The sequence below is a fragment of the Limnohabitans curvus genome (assembly GCF_003063475.1).
Classification (GTDB): Bacteria; Pseudomonadota; Gammaproteobacteria; order Burkholderiales; family Burkholderiaceae_C; genus Limnohabitans; species Limnohabitans curvus.
In genome coordinates, this window is sequence record NZ_NESP01000001.1 from 937,708 (window position 1) to 957,791 (window position 20,084).

Below are 20,084 nucleotides of genomic sequence, written 5' to 3' on the forward strand. Positions count from 1 at the left end.
TTGCAAATCGTTCACAACCTCGCGGACCTGCACCGCGCCTTAAAGCCCGCCGCCCTGCGCGCCTTTGTGCCCACCATGGGCAACCTGCACCAAGGCCACTTAGAGCTGATGCAAATGGCTCGCCAAGAGGTCGACAAGCGCACTGAAAAAGGCGGCATGACCGTGGCCAGCATCTTCGTCAACCGCCTGCAATTTGGCCCCAACGAAGACTTTGACACCTACCCCCGCACGTTTGAAAACGACTGCGCATTGCTAGAAGCCAACGGCTGCGACGTGGTGTTTGCCCCGTCTGAAAAAGACCTCTACCCAGAGCCCCAAGTGTTCAAGGTCCACCCGCCCGCCGAGCTGGCCGACATCTTGGAAGGTGCGTTCCGCCCCGGCTTCTTTGTGGGCGTGAGCACCGTGGTGCACAAACTCTTCAACATCGTGCAGCCCGACTTGGCCGTGTTTGGCAAGAAGGACTACCAACAACTCATGGTCATCCGCCGCATGGTGCAGCAAATGGCGTTACCCATCGAGATCATCGGCGGCGAAACCCGCCGCGCTGAAGACGGCTTGGCTTTGAGTTCACGCAACGGCTACCTGAGTGCCGAAGAACGCGCCGAGGCTGTGCAGCTGTCTATCGCGTTGAAGGGTTTGGCTGCGGCGGCCCGTGCGGGCAATGTCGCTGGCCAGCTGGATGTGGCGGCTGCCGAAGCCGCTGCCATGGAAGCCCTGCGCCAACGCGGCTGGGCGCCTGACTACATCACCCTGCGCCGCCAGCATGACTTGTCGCCTGTGAGTGGCCCCAGCGCTGAGCCGCTGGTGGTGCTGGGTGCGGCTAAGTTGGGTAAAACGCGGTTGATTGATAACCTCGAAGTTTGAGTTCCTCTTTGGCTTGGTTGTGGGTGTTCGTGGGGGGTTTCTCCGACTAGGGTCGCGTGCGTGAGGTGCGGCGGCCGCCTCATGCTGGAGTACCAGAAATCGTTGGCCGCCGCACCTCACGCACACGACATCGTTGGATAGAAAAATTCCGGCTCAAAACAACGCAACATCAAAGCAATTGAATTGCGCCAGAAACACTCAAATCACACGTCTGCAAGCCGCAGTCTTCTCGTCTAGGGAATAGGCGGGTGACGATTTCTGGTACTCCAGCATGAGGAACCCGCCTATTCCCTAGACGAGAAGCGAGCACAGCAAAAGAGCGATGCGCTTATTCGCCCTTAGCCCCACGGCCCATCAGCAAGGCCACAGCTTGCGCAGGTGTGATACTGCCGTCTAGCAATGCAACAACAGCCTGCGCAATCGGCATGTCAACACCCAAGTGCTGCGCACGTTGCACCACGGTGCGGGCGCAATACACGCCTTCGGCCACGTGGCCGAGTGAATCGACAGCTTGTTGCAGCGTCATGCCTTGGGCCAAGGCGAGGCCTACTTTGCGGTTGCGGCTCAGGTCGCCGGTGGAGGTAAGCACCAAATCGCCCAAGCCCGACAAGCCCATGAAGGTTTCGGTCTTGGCGCCCAGTGCCACGCCTAAGCGGGTGATTTCGGCCAAGCCGCGTGTGATGAGTGCAGCCCGGGCGTTGAGGCCCAGTTGCAAGCCATCGCACAAACCGGTGGCAATGGCCAACACGTTTTTGACAGCGCCGCCTACTTCTACGCCCACGATGTCGTCGTTGGCGTACACGCGCAGGCTGTTGTTGTGAAAGGCTTGCACCATGGCGTCGCGCGTTGCAGCATCGTCGCTGGCGGCCACCAAAGCGGTGGGCATGCCGCGGGCCACTTCTTGCGCAAAGCTGGGGCCGCTCAAAGCACCGCCGCGCAACGCGGGGGCCACTTGGGCTTTGACTTCATGGGCCATCAAACCAACGCCACTTGGTGACGCTTCAGCAGTTGACGCGCCAGGCTGCGCCGCTTCAAAGCCTTTACAAAGCCACGCCACAGGCACGCTGCTACCCAAGATGGGCGCGAGCTGCGTCAACATGCCGCGCAGGCTGCTCATGGGCGAGCCGATGACCACCAAATCTTGCTCAGCCAACCAGGGGCCGATTGGGGCCGAAGACACTTGCACGCCTGCGGTGAAGGGCAAGTCAGGCAAGTAGCGCGTGTTCACGCGCTCGGCTTGCATGGCTTGGGCTTGGGGCACATCACGTGCCCACAGCGTCACGGTGTGGTGTGCGCCAGCGTTGATCGCCAGCGCTGTGCCCCACGCGCCTGCACCTAAAACGGCAATCTTCATGTCGACGGCCTGCGTGTGAAATTACTGAACTGAGGCAGCCGCTTGTTGCTGCTGTTGTTCGTACATGGCTTGGAAGTTGATTTCGGCCAAGTGCACAGGTGGGAAGCCAGCGCGTTGGATGGTGTCAGCCACGTTGCCGCGCAGGTACGGGTAAATGATTTGTGGGCAAGCGATGCCGATGACGGGGCCCATTTGGTCTTCAGGCAAGTTGCGCACTTCAAAAATGCCGGCTTGTTTGGCTTCCACCAAGAACACAGTTTTGTCTTCAATCTTGGTCGTCACGGTGGCAGTCACAGTCACTTCCACAATGCCGTCGGCCACTTGTTCCATGCCTACAGCCAATTGAATGTCAACCGAAGGTTGCTCGGTACTGGTCAGGATGGCGGGAGAGTTGGGTTGCTCCAAAGACAGGTCTTTCAAATAGACGCGTTGAATTTGAAACACGGGAGTGGCTTGTTCGTCTGACATGGTGATTCCTAAAACAAAAAAATGCCCGCATCGGCAATACCGAAGCGGGCAGCAAATCGGGATGGCTGAATTATGTCAGCTCAAGATTGCAACAAAGGCAGCAAACCGCCTTTGGCGTCAAGGGCCACCAAATCGTCGCAGCCGCCCACGTGTGTGTCGCCAATGAAGATTTGCGGCACTGTACGGCGACCCGTGATCTGCATCATGTGGGCACGCGCCTCGGGGTCGGTGTCGATGCGGATTTCTTCAATGTGGGCCACGCCCTTGGAAGTCAGCAATTGCTTAGCGCGAATGCAATAGGGGCAAACGGCGGTGGTGTACATCTTGACAGTTGACATGGCGTTCTTTCTCAGGTGATTTGCTTGGGCCAATTAAGCTTTGGCGATAGGCAGATTAGCTTCTTTCCAAGCTTTCAACCCACCGTGCAAGGAATGCACCTTCTCGTAGCCCAGTTTTTGCGCGATGGCTTGGGCACGCTTAGAACGCGCACCCGCCGCACACACCATGATGACGGGGGTGCTTTTGTTCTTCACAGCCTTGTCCAAACGGGCTTCCAACTCGTCCAAGGGCACGTTCACTGCGCCTTTGATGTGGCTTTGGACAAACTCGTCTGCACCGCACACATCAATCACCACGCCTTTTTCGCGATTCATGCATTGCACCGCTTCTGTGGGCGAAATACCGGTGGCTGCAGCGCCTTGCACCACGGGCAGCAGCAAAAAGAAACCACTGCTCAGAGCGATGGCCATCAACATCCAGTTGTCGAGAATAAATTTCACGGGGAATCCAGTTCAGGGGGTTAAAAGTATCGAGTCAGGGCAGCATTCTAAAATCACCGCCAATCTTTCACTGACTCTGTTGATTTAAACCATGTACAAGCTCGTATTAATCCGCCACGGCGAATCCACCTGGAACCTTGAAAACCGCTTCACCGGCTGGACCGATGTGGACCTGACCCCCACCGGCATCGAACAAGCCAAGAACGCAGGCAAGTTGCTCAAAGCCGAAGGCTATGAGTTTGACGTGGCCTACACCAGCGTCTTGAAGCGCGCCATTCGCACCCTCTACCTCGCTTTGGACGAGATGGACTGCACTTGGTTGCCCGTGGTGAAAAGCTGGCGTTTGAACGAGCGCCACTACGGCGGCTTGCAAGGCTTGAACAAAGCCGACATGGCCAAGCAATACGGCGATGACCAAGTGCTCATCTGGCGCCGCAGCTACGACACGCCGCCTCCTGAACTCGAAGCGACCGACCCCCGCAGCGAACGCGGCGACCCGCGCTACGCCAAACTCGACCCCGCGCAAGTGCCGCTGACCGAGTGCTTGAAAGACACCGTGGCTCGCGTCATTCCGTTCTGGAACGAGTCAATGGCGCCTGCCATCAAAGCAGGCAAGCGCATCGTGGTGGCCGCACACGGCAACTCGATCCGTGCGCTGATCAAATACCTCGATGGCATCAGCGACAGCGACATCGTGGGCTTGAATATCCCCAACGGCATCCCACTGGTGTATGAGCTAGACGAGAACCTCAAGCCAATCCGCCACTACTATTTGGGCGACGCCGAAGCAGCAGCCAAAGCCGCTGCTTCAGTGGCCACACAAGGCAAAGCCTAATCATCCGATCTACAGCGCGCCTTCTAGGCGCGTTGTATATTGAGCACCTACTAATTTGTCCATTTTCGAAGGCCACATGCGTCAAAAACTCAAGATTGCAGGCTGGGTCGCCATCGGCGCCCTGACCGGCGCACTGACCACCGTCTCGCTGCAAACCGCTGCACGCGCCAACATGGCGCCCCTGCCACTGGAAGAGTTGCAGCAACTTGCCGCTGTGTTCAGCATGGTCAAGAGCGACTACGTAGAGCCTGTGGACGAGAAAAAACTCATCAGCGACGCCATCACAGGCATGGTCGCCAGCCTCGACCCGCATTCGCAGTATTACGACAAAAAAACCTTCAAAGAGTTCCGAGAAGGCACCACAGGCCGCTTTGTGGGTGTGGGCATTGAGATCACGCAAGAAGAAGGCCTCATCAAAATTGTGTCGCCCATCGAAGGCTCACCCGCTTTTCGGGGTGGCATCAAGTCGGGCGACATGATCACCAAGATTGATGACACCGTGGTCAAAGGTCTGTCACTCAACGACGCGGTCAAACGCATGCGCGGCGAGCCAGGTACCAAGGTCATGTTGACCATCTACCGCAAAGACGAAAACCGCACCTTCCCCGTGAACATCATTCGTGAGGAAATCAAAACACAAAGCGTCAAAGGCAAAGTGGTGGAGCCCGGCTACGGCTGGATTCGCCTGAGTCAGTTCCAAGAACGCTCGGTGGACGATTTCGCCAAAAAGCTGGAAGAAATCTACAAACAAGAACCCAAGCTCAAAGGCGTGGTGCTGGACCTGCGCAACGACCCTGGTGGTTTGCTGGATGCAGCCGTAGCCGTGTCTGCCGTGTTTTTGCCTGAGAACGTGAACGTGGTGTCTACCAATGGCCAATTGGCCGAGAGCAAATTTGTTTATAAAGCCTCGCCTGAGTTCTATCGTCGCAGCAGCGGCAGCGACCCCATCGCTCGCTTGCACCAAGCGACCAAAGGCATTTATCGCACCGTGCCCTTGGTGGTGCTGGTCAACGAAGGCTCGGCCTCGGCCAGCGAAATCGTGGCCGGTGCCCTGCAAGACCACAAGCGCGCCACCATCATGGGCAGCCAAACCTTTGGCAAAGGCTCGGTGCAAACCGTGCGCCAGTTGGGCCCCGATACCGCTTTGAAAATCACCACCGCGCGTTACTACACGCCAAGTGGCCGCAGCATCCAAGCCAAAGGCATCGTGCCGGATGTGTTGCTGGACGACACCGCCGAGGGCAGCCCCTTCGCCATCCTGCGCATGCGTGAAGCCGATTTGGACAAGCATTTGGAAAGCGGCCAAGGCAACGCAGCCAAAGACAAAGCACAGGACAAAGAACGCGAGAAGGCCCGCGAAGAAGCCATGAAGCGTTTAGAAGAAGAATCCAAAAAGCCCAACAACGAGCGCCGCCCGCCCGAGTTTGGCAGCGACAAAGACTTCCAACTTGAGCAAGCCCTCAAACGCCTCAAAGGCCAACCCGTGTTGGCCAGCAAGACGCAAACTGAGCGTCCTGCCGAGAAAAAAGACAAGTGATTCACTTGTAGACCTGCGGTGAACGACGACCAACTGCTGCGCTATTCACGCCACATCTTGCTGGACGAGGTGGGCATCGAGGGGCAGCAGCGCTTGGTCGACAGCCATGTGCTGGTGGTGGGCGCAGGTGGTTTGGGTTCTCCAGTGGCCATGTACTTGGCCGCGAGCGGCGTAGGCCACATCACGATTGCTGACCACGATGCAGTTGATCTCACCAACCTGCAACGCCAAATCGCCCACACCACCGCGCGTGTGGGCTACCCAAAAGTAGCGTCAGCCTCACAAGCCATGCTGGCCCTCAACCCCGAAGTACGTGTGACCGCGCTGGCCCACAAACTAGACGCTGTCCAGCTCAACGCGCTGGTGCCCACCGTGCAAGTGGTGGTGGACTGCTGTGACAACTTTGAAACCCGTCAAGCCGTGAACGCCGCGTGTGTGAAGCACAAAGTGCCGCTGGTATCAGGCGCGGCCATTCGCATGGATGGCCAGCTGGCGGTGTACGACACGCGTGACGACCAATCGCCCTGCTACGCCTGCATCTTCCCGCCTGACCACGCGCCTGAAGAAGTGCTGTGCTCCACCATGGGTGTGCTCGCACCGCTGGTGGGCGTGATTGGCACCATGCAAGCCATGGAAACGGTCAAGCTCATCACAGGCATGGGCTCGCGCCTAACAGGCCGCCTGCAAATGCTGGATGGCCGTGGCATGGAATGGCACGAAGTGCGCTTGCAACGCAACGCGGCGTGCCCCGTGTGCGGCGGTAAGCACTGAGCGTCATCACGCGATAAAACGCGACGGCTTATTGGGTTTTAATGCGGCGCATCAGGTGTGGGCAAGTGGCACGAGCCAAACCTTTTTCTGAACCACCTTGGCTGCAAAGCCCGCCCATCTGAAAACAAACCTAGGTGCTGCGTTTGCGCTTGCAGCTGCAGCGCCTCATAGGGGCCTGCGTTGTTTTTGTAGCTGTATGACCACGCATAACCCTGCCCCACCATCCACGCGCCCACATCGTTGCCTTGGCGCGTGAGCTGCGCCAGCAAACGGCCATAGCTATCACGCGTGCGGGCGCGCACCTCCACCACTTGGCCTTGCAGCGCAGCGTGCAATGCCGCGCGTGACTGTGGGCCCCAAGGCTGGCAAATCTCGGGCGCATCAATGCCCAGCAGCCGCACGTTGTGCGCCTCGCCGCCTTGTAACGGCTGCACCCACACGGTGTCGCCGTCGCTCACGTGCGTGACGATGCCGGGCCATGCGTGCGCGGGCATGGTGATGCATACGCACACCGCCCACACCACTGCAAACACACGCGCCCCTAAAGCCATAAACCGCCTCAAGCAAAAACTGCATTGTGCAAACCACCGCGTATCAGTTGGTGAGCCAGCCGTTACGATTAGCGCATGCACTCTGCAAAGCACTGGTTCCCGTTTCTCAGCTGGCCTAAGCCAACCCCTCAACTGCTCAAAAGCGAGGCCTTCGCGGGCTTGAGCGTGGGCCTCATGGTCATTCCGCAGGGCGTGGCGTATGCGGCGTTGGCGGGTATGCCGCTGATCACAGGCATTTACGCGTCGCTGTTGCCTGCGTTGGTGGCGGTTCTGTTCAGTGCATCGCCTCGGTTATCTGTAGGGCCGACGGCGTTGACGTCGATCTTGGTTGCCGCTTCACTCAGCGGCATGGCTACGCCTGGCAGTGCTGAGTGGATCAACCTCACGGTGTGGCTATCGCTCATGACGGGTGTGCTGCAGGTGGTGTTGGGCTTTGCGCGTTTTGGCTGGTTGCTGAACTTGGTCAGCTCGCCCGTGTTGATGGCGTTCACACAAGGCGCTGGCGTGCTCATCATCTCGTCGCAAGTTCCGGCGTTGTTGGGTTTTACAAACGGCTGGTCATCGGCCATCACGGGCGCTGGCATTGACTGGGCCAGCTTGGTGTTTGGCGTGGTCACGCTGGTGCTGCTGGTGTTGGCACGGCGTTGGCGGCCCACCTTCCCCACCGTGTTGGTGGTGGTGCTGGGCGCGGCAGGCCTGAGCTGGGCGCTGGGGCTAGAGGCTTCGGGCACGGCGGTGGTGGGCGCGTTGCCCCAAGGCTTGCCTGCGTTGTTTGTACCCAGCATGATCGATTGGGAAGTGTTCAAGCAACTGGTGCTGCCCACCTTGGTCATCACGCTGGTGAGCTTTTTAGAAACCGCCTCCAGCGCCAAGGTCGACAACGACCGCAGCGGCAAACGCTGGGACCAAGACCAAGACCTGATTGGCCAAGGCTTGGCCAAAGTGGCCTCAGGCTTGTGCGGCGCTTTTCCGACCAGCTCGTCGTTCAGCCGCTCGGCGCTGAACCTGTATGCGGGCGCGCAATCGAGCTGGGCCACCTTGGTGTCGGTGGCGGTGATCTTGGCCATCCTCTTGCTCTTCACCCCCATGCTGCACCCCGTGCCGCAATCGGTGCTGGCCGCCATCGTGGTGGCCGCGGTGATGGGGCTGATCAAGCCGCATGCGTTTGTGCAGCTTTACAAAATTGACCGCGTCGAAGCCGCCACGGCGGTGGTGACGTTTGTCATCACCCTGCTCTCAGCCCCGCGTTTGTATTGGGGCGTGTTGGCCGGTGTGGTGATGGGCCTGAGCCACTTTTTGCACACGCGCTTGCACCCGCGCATCATTGAAGTGGGCCTGCACGCCGACGGCAGCCTGCGCGACCGCCACTTGTGGAAGTTGCCCCCGTTGGCCAACCACCTCTACGCCCTGCGCATGGACGCCGAACTCGACTTCGCCGCCGCCAGCACCCTAGAGCGCGCCATGATGGAGCACCTCAGCCAGCACCCCAACGTCGCCCATGTGTGCCTGTTTGCCATGCCCATCAACCGCATCGACGCCACCGGCGTGGAAAGTCTCGCCAAGCTAGAAGCCATGCTGCGCGAGCGCGGCATCAGCCTGCACATCAGCGGCATGAAGCTACCCGTAGAAACCGTGCTGCGCCGCGCAGGCTGCCTGCAAGCGCATGCGGGGCTGCACATGTATCGCACGGACGCGGAAGCGATTGCGCAGTTGCGGCAGTTGGAGACGTTGCCTGCAGATATGGGGTGGTGTATTTAAAGCTCGTCCACTAGAATACTGTTTTTATAAACAGTATTCAATGACGCTTCGCTCCCTCTTCGTCGACTTCAACAGCTACTTCGCCTCGGTTGAACAACAGCTCAACCCCGCGCTACGCGGGCGGCCTGTGGGCGTGGTGCCGGTGCTGGCCGAAACGTCGTGCTGCATTGCCGCCAGTTACGAGGCCAAGGCGCTGGGCATCGGCACAGGCACCGGTGTGGCCGAGGCGCGGCGGCTGTGCCCCGACATTGCCATCGTGCTGGCCGACCACGCCAAGTATGTGGAGATGCACCACCGCGCGGTGGCGGTGGTGGACACGCTGGCCCCCGTGCGCCAAGTGCTGTCGATTGACGAGATGGAGTGCGAGCTAACCGGCCGCTGGCAACAGCGCGAACGTGCGGTAGGGCTGGCCGAACGCATCAAGGCCGAGGTGGTGGCGCAGCTGGGCGAATGCATGCGCACCTCGGTGGGCATTGCGCCCAACACGCTGCTGGCCAAGCTGGCGTCGAACATGCAAAAGCCCGACGGGCTGACGGTGATCGAAGCCCACGAGCTGCCGCAACGTTTGTATGGGCTCAAGCCCAAGGCGATCAACGGCATTGGCCCGCGCATGGTGCAGCGGCTAGAGCGCTGCGGCATTCACACGATGGAACAGCTGTATGCCGCGCCCCGCGAGCTGCTGCGCACCGCATGGGGGGGCGTGGCGGGAGCCGAGATGTACGACAAGCTGCGCGGCCAGTGGTATGGGCCACGTGAGACGGTGGCCAAGTCGCTGGGCCACTCGCACGTGCTGCCGCCCGATTTGCGCAACCCTGCAGGCGCGTTTGCGGTGCTCAACCGCCTGACGCAAAAAGCCGCCATGCGCCTGCGCAAACAAAATGTGTACGCCACCAGCATGAGCGTGCATGTGCGCTGCCGCCACGGGTACGGCAACCGTGGGCAGCGCATGGGCGACGACCGCGCCGCACACATTGGCGAAACCCAAGACACCGCGTTTTTGTTACACACGCTCGAGCAGCTGTGGCACAGCGGCCTGCACTTGCTGGCTCATCCGGTCACCGTGGGCGTTCAGCTGCATGGCTTGATTGAAGCAGGCCAACACACGGGTGATTTGTTTGGGTTTGATGAAGCCGCAGCCGATGCAAAAGGCACATCTGACGCAAATGAAAATCCCGAAGCCATGGGCTCTTTGTCCGCGCGCACAGCACGAAAAATTGAACCTGTGCGCGACCGCCGCAAACTGTTGGCTGCCATCGACACGCTCAACGGCAAGCATGGCAAAAACACGGTGTACTTCGCCAGCGCTCAAGCAGGGCTAGACCACGCGCCCATGCGAATTGCGTTCAATCGAATCCCTGATTTGGAGTCGGAGCGTTAGGCGTTTCAAGCCGTCACGATCCACCCCTCCAACGGATCGCACGCGGGCAGTCCGTATTGGGCATGTCCCGCTTCATGCTGCGCTTGCGCCCACGCAGCTTGCACCATGCACAGCACAGCGTCGAGGCTGTCGCCGCTGGCATCGTCCACCAAGGTGTCGTGCTGGGCATGGGTGAGTTTGAGGCGCAGGCCCAAACGGGTTTGGCCAATCTCCAAAGCTTGCAGCAGCTGTTTACGGGCAATCAAGCGCTCGGGCGTTTGCTTGGCTTTGTCATCGCTTTTGTAGCTGGTGTTGCCAATCAACTCACGCGCCAGCAAGCCGGGGTAGGCTTCTAGCGCAACACGCAAGGACTGAGGCGACTCGGCAACTGAGGACGCAGCGGCGGCAGCGTCTGGCACAACAGGCACATGCAAGCGCGGCAGCGTGACGCCCGCCTCAATCAACAACGGCAGACCCGCGTGCAACATGAAAGCGACCGGCGGGTTCACCCATTTCATGGACGGGCTAGAGCCTGCGGGCGTATCCGTGGCGCGATGGGCAAATTTGCCGCCCACGGGGCGTGCATCGCAAAAAGCTTTGAAGGTGTCGCGTATCTCAGCACGGCTGAGTGCGGCGTAGTGCTGCATGCAAGGCAACCAATCGCGGGGCCAGTTCAAAGTTTCAACCAACTCGCGCGGTAAGCCGAACGGCAAATCGAAACCACCCACCCACGTTTGGGGCTGTTTCAGCCAATCAGCAAAGGAAGCAAGGGTGTCAAACCGCAGCAGGCTTTGCAGCTGCACGCGGCCCGCTTTGGCATGACCAACAGCGACGACAACGGGTTTGCGTTTGGTGGGGCTGCTGCTGAAGTCGCAGCCAATGAGCGTCATGTCGCGTGAATTGGGTTCTGACCCCAATGGACTGTTAAGCGCGGCCGACGATGGACGCAGTGGCCATCAGCTCTTCCAACAGCGCGAATGACACGTTGCCTGACACACCGTAAGGGTCGAGTTCAGGGGTTTCGGAGTACTTCAACACGATGGACGGGTTGAGTTTGTCCAAGCGGACGTGGCCCATGGTCCAGCCACCAAAGCGGCGCTCGGTGATTTCTTCATAAGCCAAGATCACCACGTCTTTGTGGCGCGGGTCTTTGACGATGTGGGTGTACAGCGCGTTGACTTGGTTGCGACCACCTTCGATGGCTTGCAAGTAAATGCCACCACCAAAACACAGCACGCCAGTGATGCCGTTGCCAATGTTGTGCTCACGCGAGCTGTTCAGGATGGATTCGGTTTCTTCGGGCGTTTCGGGTTTGACGGAACGGCTCACATACAACAGACGAACGAGCATGGCATCAACCTTTAGGAATCAGAGACAAAAATTCGCGGCGCAAGTTGGGGTCTTTCAAGAAAGCACCGCGCATGACCGAGTTGATCATCTTGCTGTCCATGTCTTTCACGCCGCGCCAAGACATGCAGAAATGGCTGGCTTCCATCACGATGGCCAAGCCATCGGGCTGGGTTTTTTCTTGAATCAAGTCGGCCAGTTGCACCACGGCCTCTTCTTGAATTTGGGGGCGACCCATGACCCATTCGGCCAAGCGTGCGTACTTGGACAAGCCAATCACGTTGGTGCGCTCGTTGGGCAACACACCAATCCAGATCTTGCCAATGACGGGGCAAAAGTGGTGGCTGCACGCGCTGCGCACGGTGATCGGGCCGACGATCATCAGCTCGTTCAAGTGCTCGGCATTGGGGAATTCGGTGATAGCGGGCGCCGTGACGTAACGGCCTTTGAAGACCTCTTGCAAGTACATCTTGGCCACGCGGCGGGCCGTGTCACCCGTGTTGTGGTCGTGTTCGGTGTCGATCACCAAGCTGTCGAGCACGCCCTGCATCTTGACTTCGACTTCGTCGAGCAAGGCTTCCAATTCACCAGGTTGGATGAACTCGGCGATGTTGTCGTTGGAGTGAAAACGCTTGCGGGCAGCGGCAATGCGCTCGCGAATCTTGACAGAAACCGGCGTGCCTTCGAAGTTGTCTTTTGCAGTCATAGGGAGATGGTATCAGCGAAGCAAAAACCTTACGCCAAGCCCTGTTCAGTAGCGTTTACCCGTCAAAAATACACCAAAGCGCAACAAGGCTGAGGCCAGTGCGTCGACTGCACGTTCGCGCCAGCCACGATGGAGGTAGGCATGCGGGTCTACGCGGACCGCACCTTGCTCAATGGCCGACACCAAACTGGCCTGCAGGGCCTGGGCCATCTGGGCGTCGTGCGCCACCACATTGGCCTCACGCGCCAGCAACAAACTGAAGGGGTCAAGGTTGGACGAGCCTACGGTGAGCCACTTGCCATCGATCACGGCCACTTTGGCATGCAAATAGCTGGCGTGATACTCGTAAATTTCTACGCCAGCGGCCATGAGTTGGCCATACAACTGGCGTGCCGCGCGGTAAGGCAAGAAGTATTCATACTGCCCCTGCAACAACAAACGCACGCGCACGCCTCGGCGTGCAGCCATGAGCAGCGCACGCCGCAACCGTAAGCCTGGAAAGAAATAGGCGCTGGCCACGATGATGTCCTGCCGCGATGCGCCAATGGCTTTGCGATACGTGCGCTCAATGTGCGCGCGGTGGCGCACGTTGTCACGCAACACCAATTGGGTTTCGCCACGCGCAGGCAAGTGCAACCGCTGCTTAGCCCCCCGAAGCGCATCCAATGCGCTGCCTAAATCTTGACTACGTAACTCACGCACCGCTTCGATACGCGACCACAGCTGCGCCATGGTGGCACGTGCCGCAACCACCAATGGGCCTCGCACGCTGACGGCGTAGTCAAGCCGTGGGGCTGTCAACAAGCCCTGGACATGCGGGTCGAGGTAATCGTCCAAGATGTTGATGCCGCCACAAAATACCACCGTGGTGTCCACCACGCACAGCTTGCGGTGCAAGCGCCGCCAGCGACTGGGCAGCCAAAAGCCAAGACCGACAGCCGGTGCATACACACGCACTTGTACGCCGACTTGCGCAAACTGATCGGCCCATACGGCAGGCAACTCACCCGTGCCGACGCCATCGACCACCACACACACGCGCACACCACGTTGTGCTGCGCGCATGAGTGCATGCGCCACATCGGCTCCAGCACCTGCAAAAGCAAAAATGTAGGTTTCCAGTAGCACCTCGTGCTGCGCAGCATCCATGGCCACGACCATGGCCGCAAACAAATCCACACCGCCTGTCAACAAGCGCATCTCGTGCGAATGTGCGCGTGCGTGGTTCACGGTGCATTCCATGCAAACTCCACCAGCAGCGGTGAGTGGTCAGACATGCAGCCCCAAATCGGGCCACGCGGCACATGCGTGCTCACGCGATGCACGCCACGCGCATACACATGATCAAGCTGCACCAAGGGCAAGCGCGAAGGATACGTGGGGTACTGCTTGCCCGCATTGGTGTGCAAGCCCACAGTGGCCATCATGCGCGACACAGCGCTACCCCAATCGTTGAAATCGCCCGCCACCAACAGCGGCGCATCAGCAGGAATTTCCCGCTCAATGAAATCATGCAGCTGCTGTGTTTGGCGCAAGCGGCTACCAGGCAACAGCCCAAGGTGAATCACGATGACGTGTACCTCGCGCGCTTGCACCTGCAAGGTCACGTGCAGCAAGCCCCGCTGCTCCAAACGGTGGTCTGACATGTCTTCGTGACGATGCTCCAGCACGGGCCAACGACTGAGCAAAGCGTTGCCGTGCTCACCATGCTTGGTGATGGCGTTCGTGCGATAGACGGGGGTGTAGCCCTCGGGTGCTAAAAAGTCAGCTTGGCCCTGATCCGGCCAATGCTTGAAGCGGCGGGCTTGTTGGCGATTGAACGCACGCACCTCTTGCAAACACACAATGTCCGCATCGAACTGCTCGACCGCATGGCCGAGGTTATGTATCTCTAAACGACGCGCGGGGCCTATGCCCTGCACGCCTTTGTGGATGTTGTAAGTGGCGACTTTGAATGTTTTCATCTTCAGCACACAAGTTTGCCTCAGCAAAGTCGCTCTCCATCAAAATTCTGCTAAAAACAAGAGATGCATCAAAAATCATCCGCTTATTTGTTGTCTTTGGCATTGGCATTGCCTTGTGTCGCGCAATCACAAACCCCATCCCATCCGGTGGTGCAATGGGGTCTGAGCGCAGGCGTCAACCAATACAAAGAACCCAATTTGATGGAGCTCCAAGGTCCAGAAGTCGGGCTGCATGCACGTGCGTACAACTTCAACGCAATGCCGCAACTGCATTTGGAGGGTGATGTTTTTTTTGGCAAACAGCGCTACACCAGCAACAGCACCGGCAGCATGAACGGCGTTCACAACATTGAAACGCGCTGGCGTGCCTTGATGCCCGTGTTTGCCAACACCGCCAACCAGCACGGTTTGTATGCCGGCCTTGGTCTTCACACCTTGTGGAACGATTTGCGCGGCACCAGCTCGACTGGCAGCGGCGGTTACGAACGCAGCGCGACCCAACTGTGGCTGCCCGTTCGATGGGTGAGCAACTTTTGGGAGCTAGAAGCAGGCGTCTTGGTATACGGGCGCCACACCTCCAAACTGTCACAAGCCAACACATCGCCGCCCAGTGCGGATGTGGTGAACACGCAAAAAAAGGGCGCTTACCTGCAAGGCCAACTGAACCTGCAAATGGATGCGCGTCACACCCTATCGCCCTATGTGCGTTACACAGGCTTGGGCGACTCTGACGTGGTGAGCAACGCCTACGAGCCCGCCAGCAAACGCTGGCAAGCCGGCGTGGCTTGGCAATTCACCACACCCTGACACGCCCCCACATGACGGCACGCCTCTATGATGCCGCCATGCTCACCCCTTTAGAAAACTTGCCCATGTGGCGCGCCGAAAGTGGCGCTGCTGCACCACGCCGTGTCGTGGCTGCAGACGACACAACATCGGCCGACACCGCCTACCGCCTTGCCTGTGAAGGTACGGGCCTGTTGTGGCAAGGTGACTTTCACAATGCACGCCAATTGCTACAAGCCTTGGCACGCCGCACAGAGCGCAAGCCTAAAAAATCCAAAAAGGCAGACACTGACGTCACACCTGTGCAAGCCTTCAACCTGCACCGCCAAGCCTTGGGCCAACGCGCCCGCATCTTGGCCATGGTGATCGTGCCGTTGAATGGCGACTACAGCATTCCATTGCGCCGCGCGCCCGATTTGAAACCAGCCTGCACCGAAGCGTGGGGCCCGGCAACAGGCGAGGCCTGCATGGTGTCGCTGCGCGAATTGTTAGGCGTGGTGGGCGCACATGAGTGGCGCAAAAAAGGCGTAGAGATTGCAGCTTTGGGCGACGCGCCCAATAACCGCATCTACCCACACTACGGCGTGTTTTCGCCGGTGCGCGGCGAATATGTGGACCTTGTGGCCAACACACCCATCAAAGACAAATCACTCGCGTTTGACATTGGCGTGGGCACCGGCGTGTTGTCAGCCGTGTTGGCCAAGCGTGGCGTGCAACACATCGTCGCCACCGACCAAGACCCACGCGCCCTCGCCTGCGCGCGCGAAAACCTGCAACGCCTGCAGCGCATCGACAAAGTGGCATTGGTGCAAACCGATTTATTCCCCGAAGGCCAAGCGCCTTTGGTGGTGTGCAACCCACCGTGGGTGCCCGCCCGCCCTAGCTCGCCCATCGAGCATGCGGTGTATGACGAAGGCAGCCGGATGCTGCGTGGCTTTTTAAGTGGCCTGCGAGAGCACCTGGCACCCAACGGCGAGGGTTGGCTCATCTTGTCGGATTTGGCCGAACACCTAGGGCTGCGCACCCGAGAAGAACTGTTGTGCTGGATCAGCGAAGCGGGCTTGCTGCTGCTGGGACGTCACGACATCAAGCCGCGTCATGGCAAAGCCAGCGACGAGACCGACCCGCTGCATGCGGCGCGGGCCAAGGAAGTTACTTCGCTTTGGCGCCTCGGTAGCGCTGCTTGAGCCACGGCCAAAAGCCGCGTTCTTTTTCTTCGCGGCGCTCTTTGGCTGCCGCCGACTCCACCGCCACCGGCGCTTGACTGAGCGCTTGCAACACAAACGCACACACCTCAGGCGTGAAGGGTGCGGGGTGATGTGCCCCCGGCACTTCTAACACTTGGCATTGCGGCAGCTCACGCTTCATCACACGCACCTGCTCAATGGGACAAACGCCCGAATCGCTGCCGTGAATCAAACGCACGGGGCCTTTGAAGTGGCTCAGCAGGTGGCCAAAATTCATGCCCTTCCAATCTTTGCGATACGGTAAGTCAAAGTGCGACGGCGATTGCACCGCCACCACGGCACCCAAACTGACGTTGAACCGTGTCGCCATGACTTGAGGTTCAGGCAAGCGGCCTTCTACCTTCATGCCGTCGTACAAACCGTAAATCGACATCCACGGCAAATTCAAACCGATGTCATTGAAGTGCAAACCATCTATGCGAATGCCAGCTTGGTTCGCCAAATACATCGCCAAAATGCCACCCATGCTGGTGCCCAGCACTTCAAAACGTGTCACGGGCACGTCCGCACGCATGATGACGTGTTGAATGAAAGCCACCGTGTCGGCCAAGTACACCTGCATGGTGTAACCCGCATCGCCTGGCAATGGGCTGGAGTCCCCTCGGCCGCAATGGTCAAGGCTGATGATGCGCAGCCCACGCACCCCCTCAGCAGCTTGCAGCAGCGGGTCAAAGGTGGCGCGTGTTTCCAGCAAGCCTGGCAAACACAACAACACATGGGCACTCTGGGCGTCGCCCACTTGGCTATAAGCCAAATGGCGCTCGGCGGCAGGTAACTGGAAATTGAGAGCTGAAAATTTAGAGACTGTCATAACTGCAATCATCCTAGTCGATACTCAATAGATAAAACTCACACATCGCTCACGATGACGCCATGTCTACCCCTCACGCATTCATGCTCCAAGCCCAAGGCTTGAGCCTCGGCCCTATTCAAAACCTCAACTTCACTTGGCCCACAGGTGTGAGCTGGTTGTGCGGTGATGAAGGCACAGGAAAAACCACGCTGCTGCGTTTGCTGGCGGGCGATGTGCAGCCGACAGCTGGCGCTGTCACCACACCCGAAGGGGGTGTGTTCTGGGCCAACCTGCAAGACCCCGCACACGACACCACCACGGTGCAAGCCAGCTGGGATGCGCTGCGCGCACGCTACCCCAACTGGAACGCGGCATTGCAACAGGATTTGGCTGAAGCGCTCGATATGACCCCACACCTTGAGAAGCGTCTCAACATGCTCTCAGCCGGCAGCCGACGCAAGGTGATGGTGGTGGCAGCTTTGGCATCCGGCGCGACAGTCACACTGCTAGACCAGCCGTTTGCAGCGCTTGACATGGCATCCATCCACATCATTCAAGATTTTTTGCATGAAGCAGTCCATCACACGAGCAGGACTTGGATCGTGGCTGACTATGAAGCACCGGCGCAGTGGCACACCTCACGCGTGCTGAATCTTGACCTGTACGCAAACGGCAGCACCTCCCAATAAAAAAGGGCACTGCAAGCAGTGCCCTTGAGGTTACGTGAGTCCTAGCCGCTTAAAAACGATCCGCGTTCATGACCTTGGTCCAGGCGGCGACAAAATCACGCGCCAGCTTCTCGCGGTTGTCGTCTTGCGCATAAAGCTCGGCATAAGCGCGCAAAACCGAGTTGGAACCAAACACCAAATCGACCCGCGTGGCCGTCCACTTGGCTTGGCCTGTTTGTCGATCACAGATGTCATACGAGTTTCGACCTGTGGGCTTCCACTGGTAAGCCATGTCGGTCAGCGCCACAAAGAAGTCGTTGCTCAAAACCCCCACACGGTCTGTGAACACCCCGTGTTTGGAGCCCCCGTGGTTGGTGCCCAGCACGCGCATGCCGCCCATCAACGCCGTCATCTCGTGGGCAGTCAGCCCCATGAGTTGGGCGCGGTCTAGCAACATCTCTTCGGGGCTCACCGCGTAGTGCTGCTTGACCCAGTTGCGAAAACCGTCATGCAAGGGTTCAAGCACCGCAAACGATTCGGCATCGGTCATGTCTGGCGTCGCGTCACCACGACCCGGCATGAAGGGCACGGGGATGTCAAAGCCTGCAGCCTTCACAGCCTGTGCCACCCCCACATTGCCGGCCAACACGATCACATCGGCCACGCTGGCACCACTGTCTTTGGCGATGCCTTCGAGCACGGCCAGCACTTTGGCCAAGCGTGCGGGCTCATTGCCTTCCCAGTCTTTTTGCGGAGCCAGGCGGATGCGTGCGCCGTTGGCACCGCCGCGCTTGTCGGAGTTGCGAAACGTACGGGCGCTGTCCCAAGCTGTAGAAACCATGTCGCTCACGCTCAAACCGCTGGCCGCAATTTTGGTTTTGACCAAAGCCACGTCGTAGTCGGCTTTGCCCGCTGGCACCGGGTCTTGCCAGATCAGGTCTTCTTGCGGCACTTCTGGGCCGATATAACGGGCCTTGGGGCCTAGGTCGCGGTGGGTCAACTTGAACCAAGCGCGGGCAAAGACTTTAGAGAAATATTCAGGGTCTTTGTAAAAGCGCTCTGAAATGACGCGGTAGGCTGGGTCCATCTTCATGGCCATGTCGGCGTCGGTCATCATGGGTTGCAGGCGAATCGACGGGTCTTCCACATCCACAGGCTTGTCTTCTTCCTTGATGTTGATCGGTTGCCACTGGTTCGCACCGGCCGGGCTCTTGGTAAGTTTCCATTCATAGTTGAGCAACAAGTGGAAATAGCCGTTGTCCCACTGCGTGGGATGCGTCGTCCAGGCCCCTTCAATGCCACTGGTGACAGTGTCACGACCCACGCTGCGCGTGGTGTGGTTCATCCAACCCAAGCCCTGTTCAGCCACGTCTGCCCCCTCGGGCGCAGGCCCCAGGTTTTGTGCTTTGCCGTTGCCATGGGCTTTGCCCACCGTGTGACCACCCGCTGTGAGCGCCACAGTTTCTTCATCGTTCATGGCCATGCGGGCAAAGGTCAAGCGCACGTCTTGCGCTGTCTTAAGCGGGTCAGGTTGACCGTTGACCCCTTCGGGGTTCACATAGATCAGGCCCATTTGCACGGCCGCTAAAGGGTTCTCCAACGTGTCGCGCTTGTCTCCGTCATAACGGTTCGAGCCCAACCATTCTTTCTCAGAACCCCAGTAAATGTCTTGCTCAGGGTGCCAGATGTCTTCGCGGCCAAAGGCAAAGCCGTAAGTTTTGAGACCCATTGATTCATAAGCCACGTTGCCCGCCAGCAAAATCAGATCGGCCCAGCTGATGCGGTTGCCGTATTTCTTTTTGATAGGCCACAGCAGGCGACGAGCCTTGTCGAGGTTGGCGTTGTCGGGCCAGGAGTTGAGCGGTGCAAAGCGTTGGTTTCCAGTGCCCGCACCACCACGGCCATCGGCAATGCGGTAAGTGCCTGCAGCGTGCCAGGCCATACGGATCATCAAGCCACCGTAATGTCCCCAGTCAGCCGGCCACCAGTTTTGGCTGTCGGTCATGAGTGCGGTCAGGTCTTTTTTGAGCGCAGACACATCGAGCTTTTTGACTTCTTCGCGGTAGTTGAAATCAGCCCCCATGGGGTTGGTCTTGCGGTCCTGCTGGTGCAGGATGTCCAGATTGAGCGCATTGGGCCACCAGACCATTGGGGCGTTGGCGTGCGTGGTGTTGGCGCCGTGCATCACAGGACACTGCCCTGTTGTTGATGAGGTTTTTGGGCTATCCATGTCACTACTCCTTCGTGGTGCTGTTGAATGGAGATCCAGTGTAGGGAGAAGCGTTACACCTTGGGTTGA

21 protein-coding genes are annotated in these 20,084 nt (G+C 59.0%); 9 read left to right on the top strand and 12 right to left on the bottom strand.

What is annotated here, in order from left to right; translation table 11 throughout:
- Complete coding sequence (gene panC, locus B9Z44_RS04710; protein ID WP_108401825.1) at nt 1–864, top strand: pantoate--beta-alanine ligase; 864 nt, start codon at nt 1–3, stop codon at nt 862–864.
- A gap of 328 nt (nt 865–1,192) precedes the next feature.
- Here the strand turns inward: panC and B9Z44_RS04715 are convergent, their stop codons facing one another.
- The 4 genes from B9Z44_RS04715 to B9Z44_RS04730 all read right to left on the bottom strand — a co-directional run bounded on the left by B9Z44_RS04715 (nt 1,193) and on the right by B9Z44_RS04730 (nt 3,465).
- A complete protein-coding gene (locus B9Z44_RS04715) occupies nt 1,193–2,218 on the bottom strand; it encodes an NAD(P)H-dependent glycerol-3-phosphate dehydrogenase (RefSeq protein WP_108358254.1) in 1,026 nt (341 codons plus the stop codon).
- A 21-nt stretch (nt 2,219–2,239) separates the two neighbouring features.
- Nucleotides 2,240–2,686, bottom strand: a complete 447-nt coding sequence (gene secB, locus B9Z44_RS04720; RefSeq protein ID WP_108358255.1) for a protein-export chaperone SecB — start codon at nt 2,684–2,686, stop codon at nt 2,240–2,242.
- 80 nt (nt 2,687–2,766) lie between these two features.
- Complete coding sequence (gene grxC / locus B9Z44_RS04725) at nt 2,767–3,024, bottom strand: glutaredoxin 3 (protein WP_108358256.1); 258 nt, start codon at nt 3,022–3,024, stop codon at nt 2,767–2,769.
- Nucleotides 3,025–3,057: 33 nt separating this feature from the next.
- Nucleotides 3,058–3,465, bottom strand: a complete 408-nt coding sequence (locus tag B9Z44_RS04730; protein WP_108401826.1) for a rhodanese-like domain-containing protein — start codon at nt 3,463–3,465, stop codon at nt 3,058–3,060.
- A 91-nt stretch (nt 3,466–3,556) separates the two neighbouring features.
- On the opposite strand from B9Z44_RS04730, the gene gpmA reads away from it, so the two are divergent.
- The 3 genes from gpmA (at nt 3,557) to B9Z44_RS04745 (ending at nt 6,608) form a co-directional block, all read left to right on the top strand.
- Nucleotides 3,557–4,300: a 2,3-diphosphoglycerate-dependent phosphoglycerate mutase gene (gpmA, locus tag B9Z44_RS04735; RefSeq protein WP_108401827.1), complete on the top strand. Its 744-nt coding sequence runs from the start codon at nt 3,557–3,559 to the stop codon at nt 4,298–4,300.
- A 76-nt stretch (nt 4,301–4,376) separates the two neighbouring features.
- Nucleotides 4,377–5,837, top strand: coding sequence for a S41 family peptidase (locus tag B9Z44_RS04740; protein ID WP_108401828.1), 1,461 nt, complete (start codon nt 4,377–4,379; stop codon nt 5,835–5,837).
- A gap of 18 nt (nt 5,838–5,855) precedes the next feature.
- A complete protein-coding gene (locus tag B9Z44_RS04745) occupies nt 5,856–6,608 on the top strand; it encodes a HesA/MoeB/ThiF family protein (RefSeq protein ID WP_108401829.1) in 753 nt (250 codons plus the stop codon).
- A 38-nt stretch (nt 6,609–6,646) separates the two neighbouring features.
- Here the strand turns inward: B9Z44_RS04745 and B9Z44_RS04750 are convergent, their stop codons facing one another.
- A complete protein-coding gene (locus B9Z44_RS04750; RefSeq protein WP_108401830.1) occupies nt 6,647–7,159 on the bottom strand; it encodes a thermonuclease family protein in 513 nt (170 codons plus the stop codon).
- A 75-nt stretch (nt 7,160–7,234) separates the two neighbouring features.
- On the opposite strand from B9Z44_RS04750, the gene B9Z44_RS04755 reads away from it, so the two are divergent.
- Nucleotides 7,235–8,917 (top strand): SulP family inorganic anion transporter, encoded by a 1,683-nt coding sequence (locus tag B9Z44_RS04755; protein WP_108401831.1) that lies wholly within the window; start codon nt 7,235–7,237, stop codon nt 8,915–8,917.
- Between the two features lie 40 nt (nt 8,918–8,957).
- Nucleotides 8,958–10,295 carry a DNA polymerase Y family protein gene (locus tag B9Z44_RS04760; RefSeq protein WP_108401832.1) on the top strand — a complete coding sequence of 446 codons (1,338 nt, stop codon included), beginning with the start codon at nt 8,958–8,960 and terminating at the stop codon, nt 10,293–10,295.
- Between the two features lie 5 nt (nt 10,296–10,300).
- On the opposite strand, the gene B9Z44_RS04765 is transcribed toward B9Z44_RS04760, so the two are convergent.
- Genes B9Z44_RS04765 through B9Z44_RS04785 form a run of 5 tightly spaced genes read right to left on the bottom strand, consistent with a single transcriptional unit; the run spans nt 10,301 to nt 14,291 of the window.
- Nucleotides 10,301–11,164, bottom strand: a complete 864-nt coding sequence (locus tag B9Z44_RS04765) for a DUF429 domain-containing protein (protein WP_108358263.1) — start codon at nt 11,162–11,164, stop codon at nt 10,301–10,303.
- Nucleotides 11,165–11,198: 34 nt separating this feature from the next.
- Nucleotides 11,199–11,624 (bottom strand): BLUF domain-containing protein, encoded by a 426-nt coding sequence (locus B9Z44_RS04770; protein WP_108358264.1) that lies wholly within the window; start codon nt 11,622–11,624, stop codon nt 11,199–11,201.
- A gap of 4 nt (nt 11,625–11,628) precedes the next feature.
- Nucleotides 11,629–12,327: a GTP cyclohydrolase I gene (gene folE, locus B9Z44_RS04775; protein WP_108358265.1), complete on the bottom strand. Its 699-nt coding sequence runs from the start codon at nt 12,325–12,327 to the stop codon at nt 11,629–11,631.
- Between the two features lie 45 nt (nt 12,328–12,372).
- Nucleotides 12,373–13,557, bottom strand: a complete 1,185-nt coding sequence (gene clsB / locus B9Z44_RS04780; protein ID WP_281258797.1) for a cardiolipin synthase ClsB — start codon at nt 13,555–13,557, stop codon at nt 12,373–12,375.
- Nucleotides 13,554–14,291, bottom strand: coding sequence for an endonuclease/exonuclease/phosphatase family protein (locus tag B9Z44_RS04785; protein ID WP_108401834.1), 738 nt, complete (start codon nt 14,289–14,291; stop codon nt 13,554–13,556). Before B9Z44_RS04785 ends, clsB begins: the two co-directional genes overlap by 4 nt.
- A 63-nt stretch (nt 14,292–14,354) precedes the next feature.
- On the opposite strand from B9Z44_RS04785, the gene B9Z44_RS04790 reads away from it, so the two are divergent.
- Together B9Z44_RS04790 and B9Z44_RS04795 are read left to right on the top strand one after the other, a co-directional pair.
- Nucleotides 14,355–15,098 (top strand): hypothetical protein, encoded by a 744-nt coding sequence (locus B9Z44_RS04790; RefSeq protein WP_108358267.1) that lies wholly within the window; start codon nt 14,355–14,357, stop codon nt 15,096–15,098.
- 11 nt (nt 15,099–15,109) lie between these two features.
- Complete coding sequence (locus B9Z44_RS04795) at nt 15,110–16,264, top strand: methyltransferase (protein WP_199220171.1); 1,155 nt, start codon at nt 15,110–15,112, stop codon at nt 16,262–16,264.
- Here the strand turns inward: B9Z44_RS04795 and B9Z44_RS04800 are convergent.
- Nucleotides 16,230–17,135: an alpha/beta fold hydrolase gene (locus tag B9Z44_RS04800; protein ID WP_158268532.1), complete on the bottom strand. Its 906-nt coding sequence runs from the start codon at nt 17,133–17,135 to the stop codon at nt 16,230–16,232. The two genes, B9Z44_RS04795 and B9Z44_RS04800, sit on opposite strands and share 35 nt — an antisense overlap.
- A 62-nt stretch (nt 17,136–17,197) precedes the next feature.
- Between B9Z44_RS04800 and B9Z44_RS04805 the strand changes: the two genes are divergently transcribed.
- The gene (locus B9Z44_RS04805) at nt 17,198–17,806 is read left to right on the top strand and encodes an ABC transporter ATP-binding protein (protein WP_108358269.1); all 609 of its coding nucleotides are present in this window, start codon (nt 17,198–17,200) and stop codon (nt 17,804–17,806) included.
- A 49-nt stretch (nt 17,807–17,855) separates the two neighbouring features.
- Here B9Z44_RS04805 and katG read toward each other — a convergent pair whose 3' ends face one another.
- Entirely contained in the window at nt 17,856–20,015 is a 2,160-nt protein-coding gene (gene katG, locus B9Z44_RS04810) for a catalase/peroxidase HPI (protein WP_108401835.1), read from the bottom strand.
- Nucleotides 20,016–20,084: the final 69 nt, after the last annotated feature.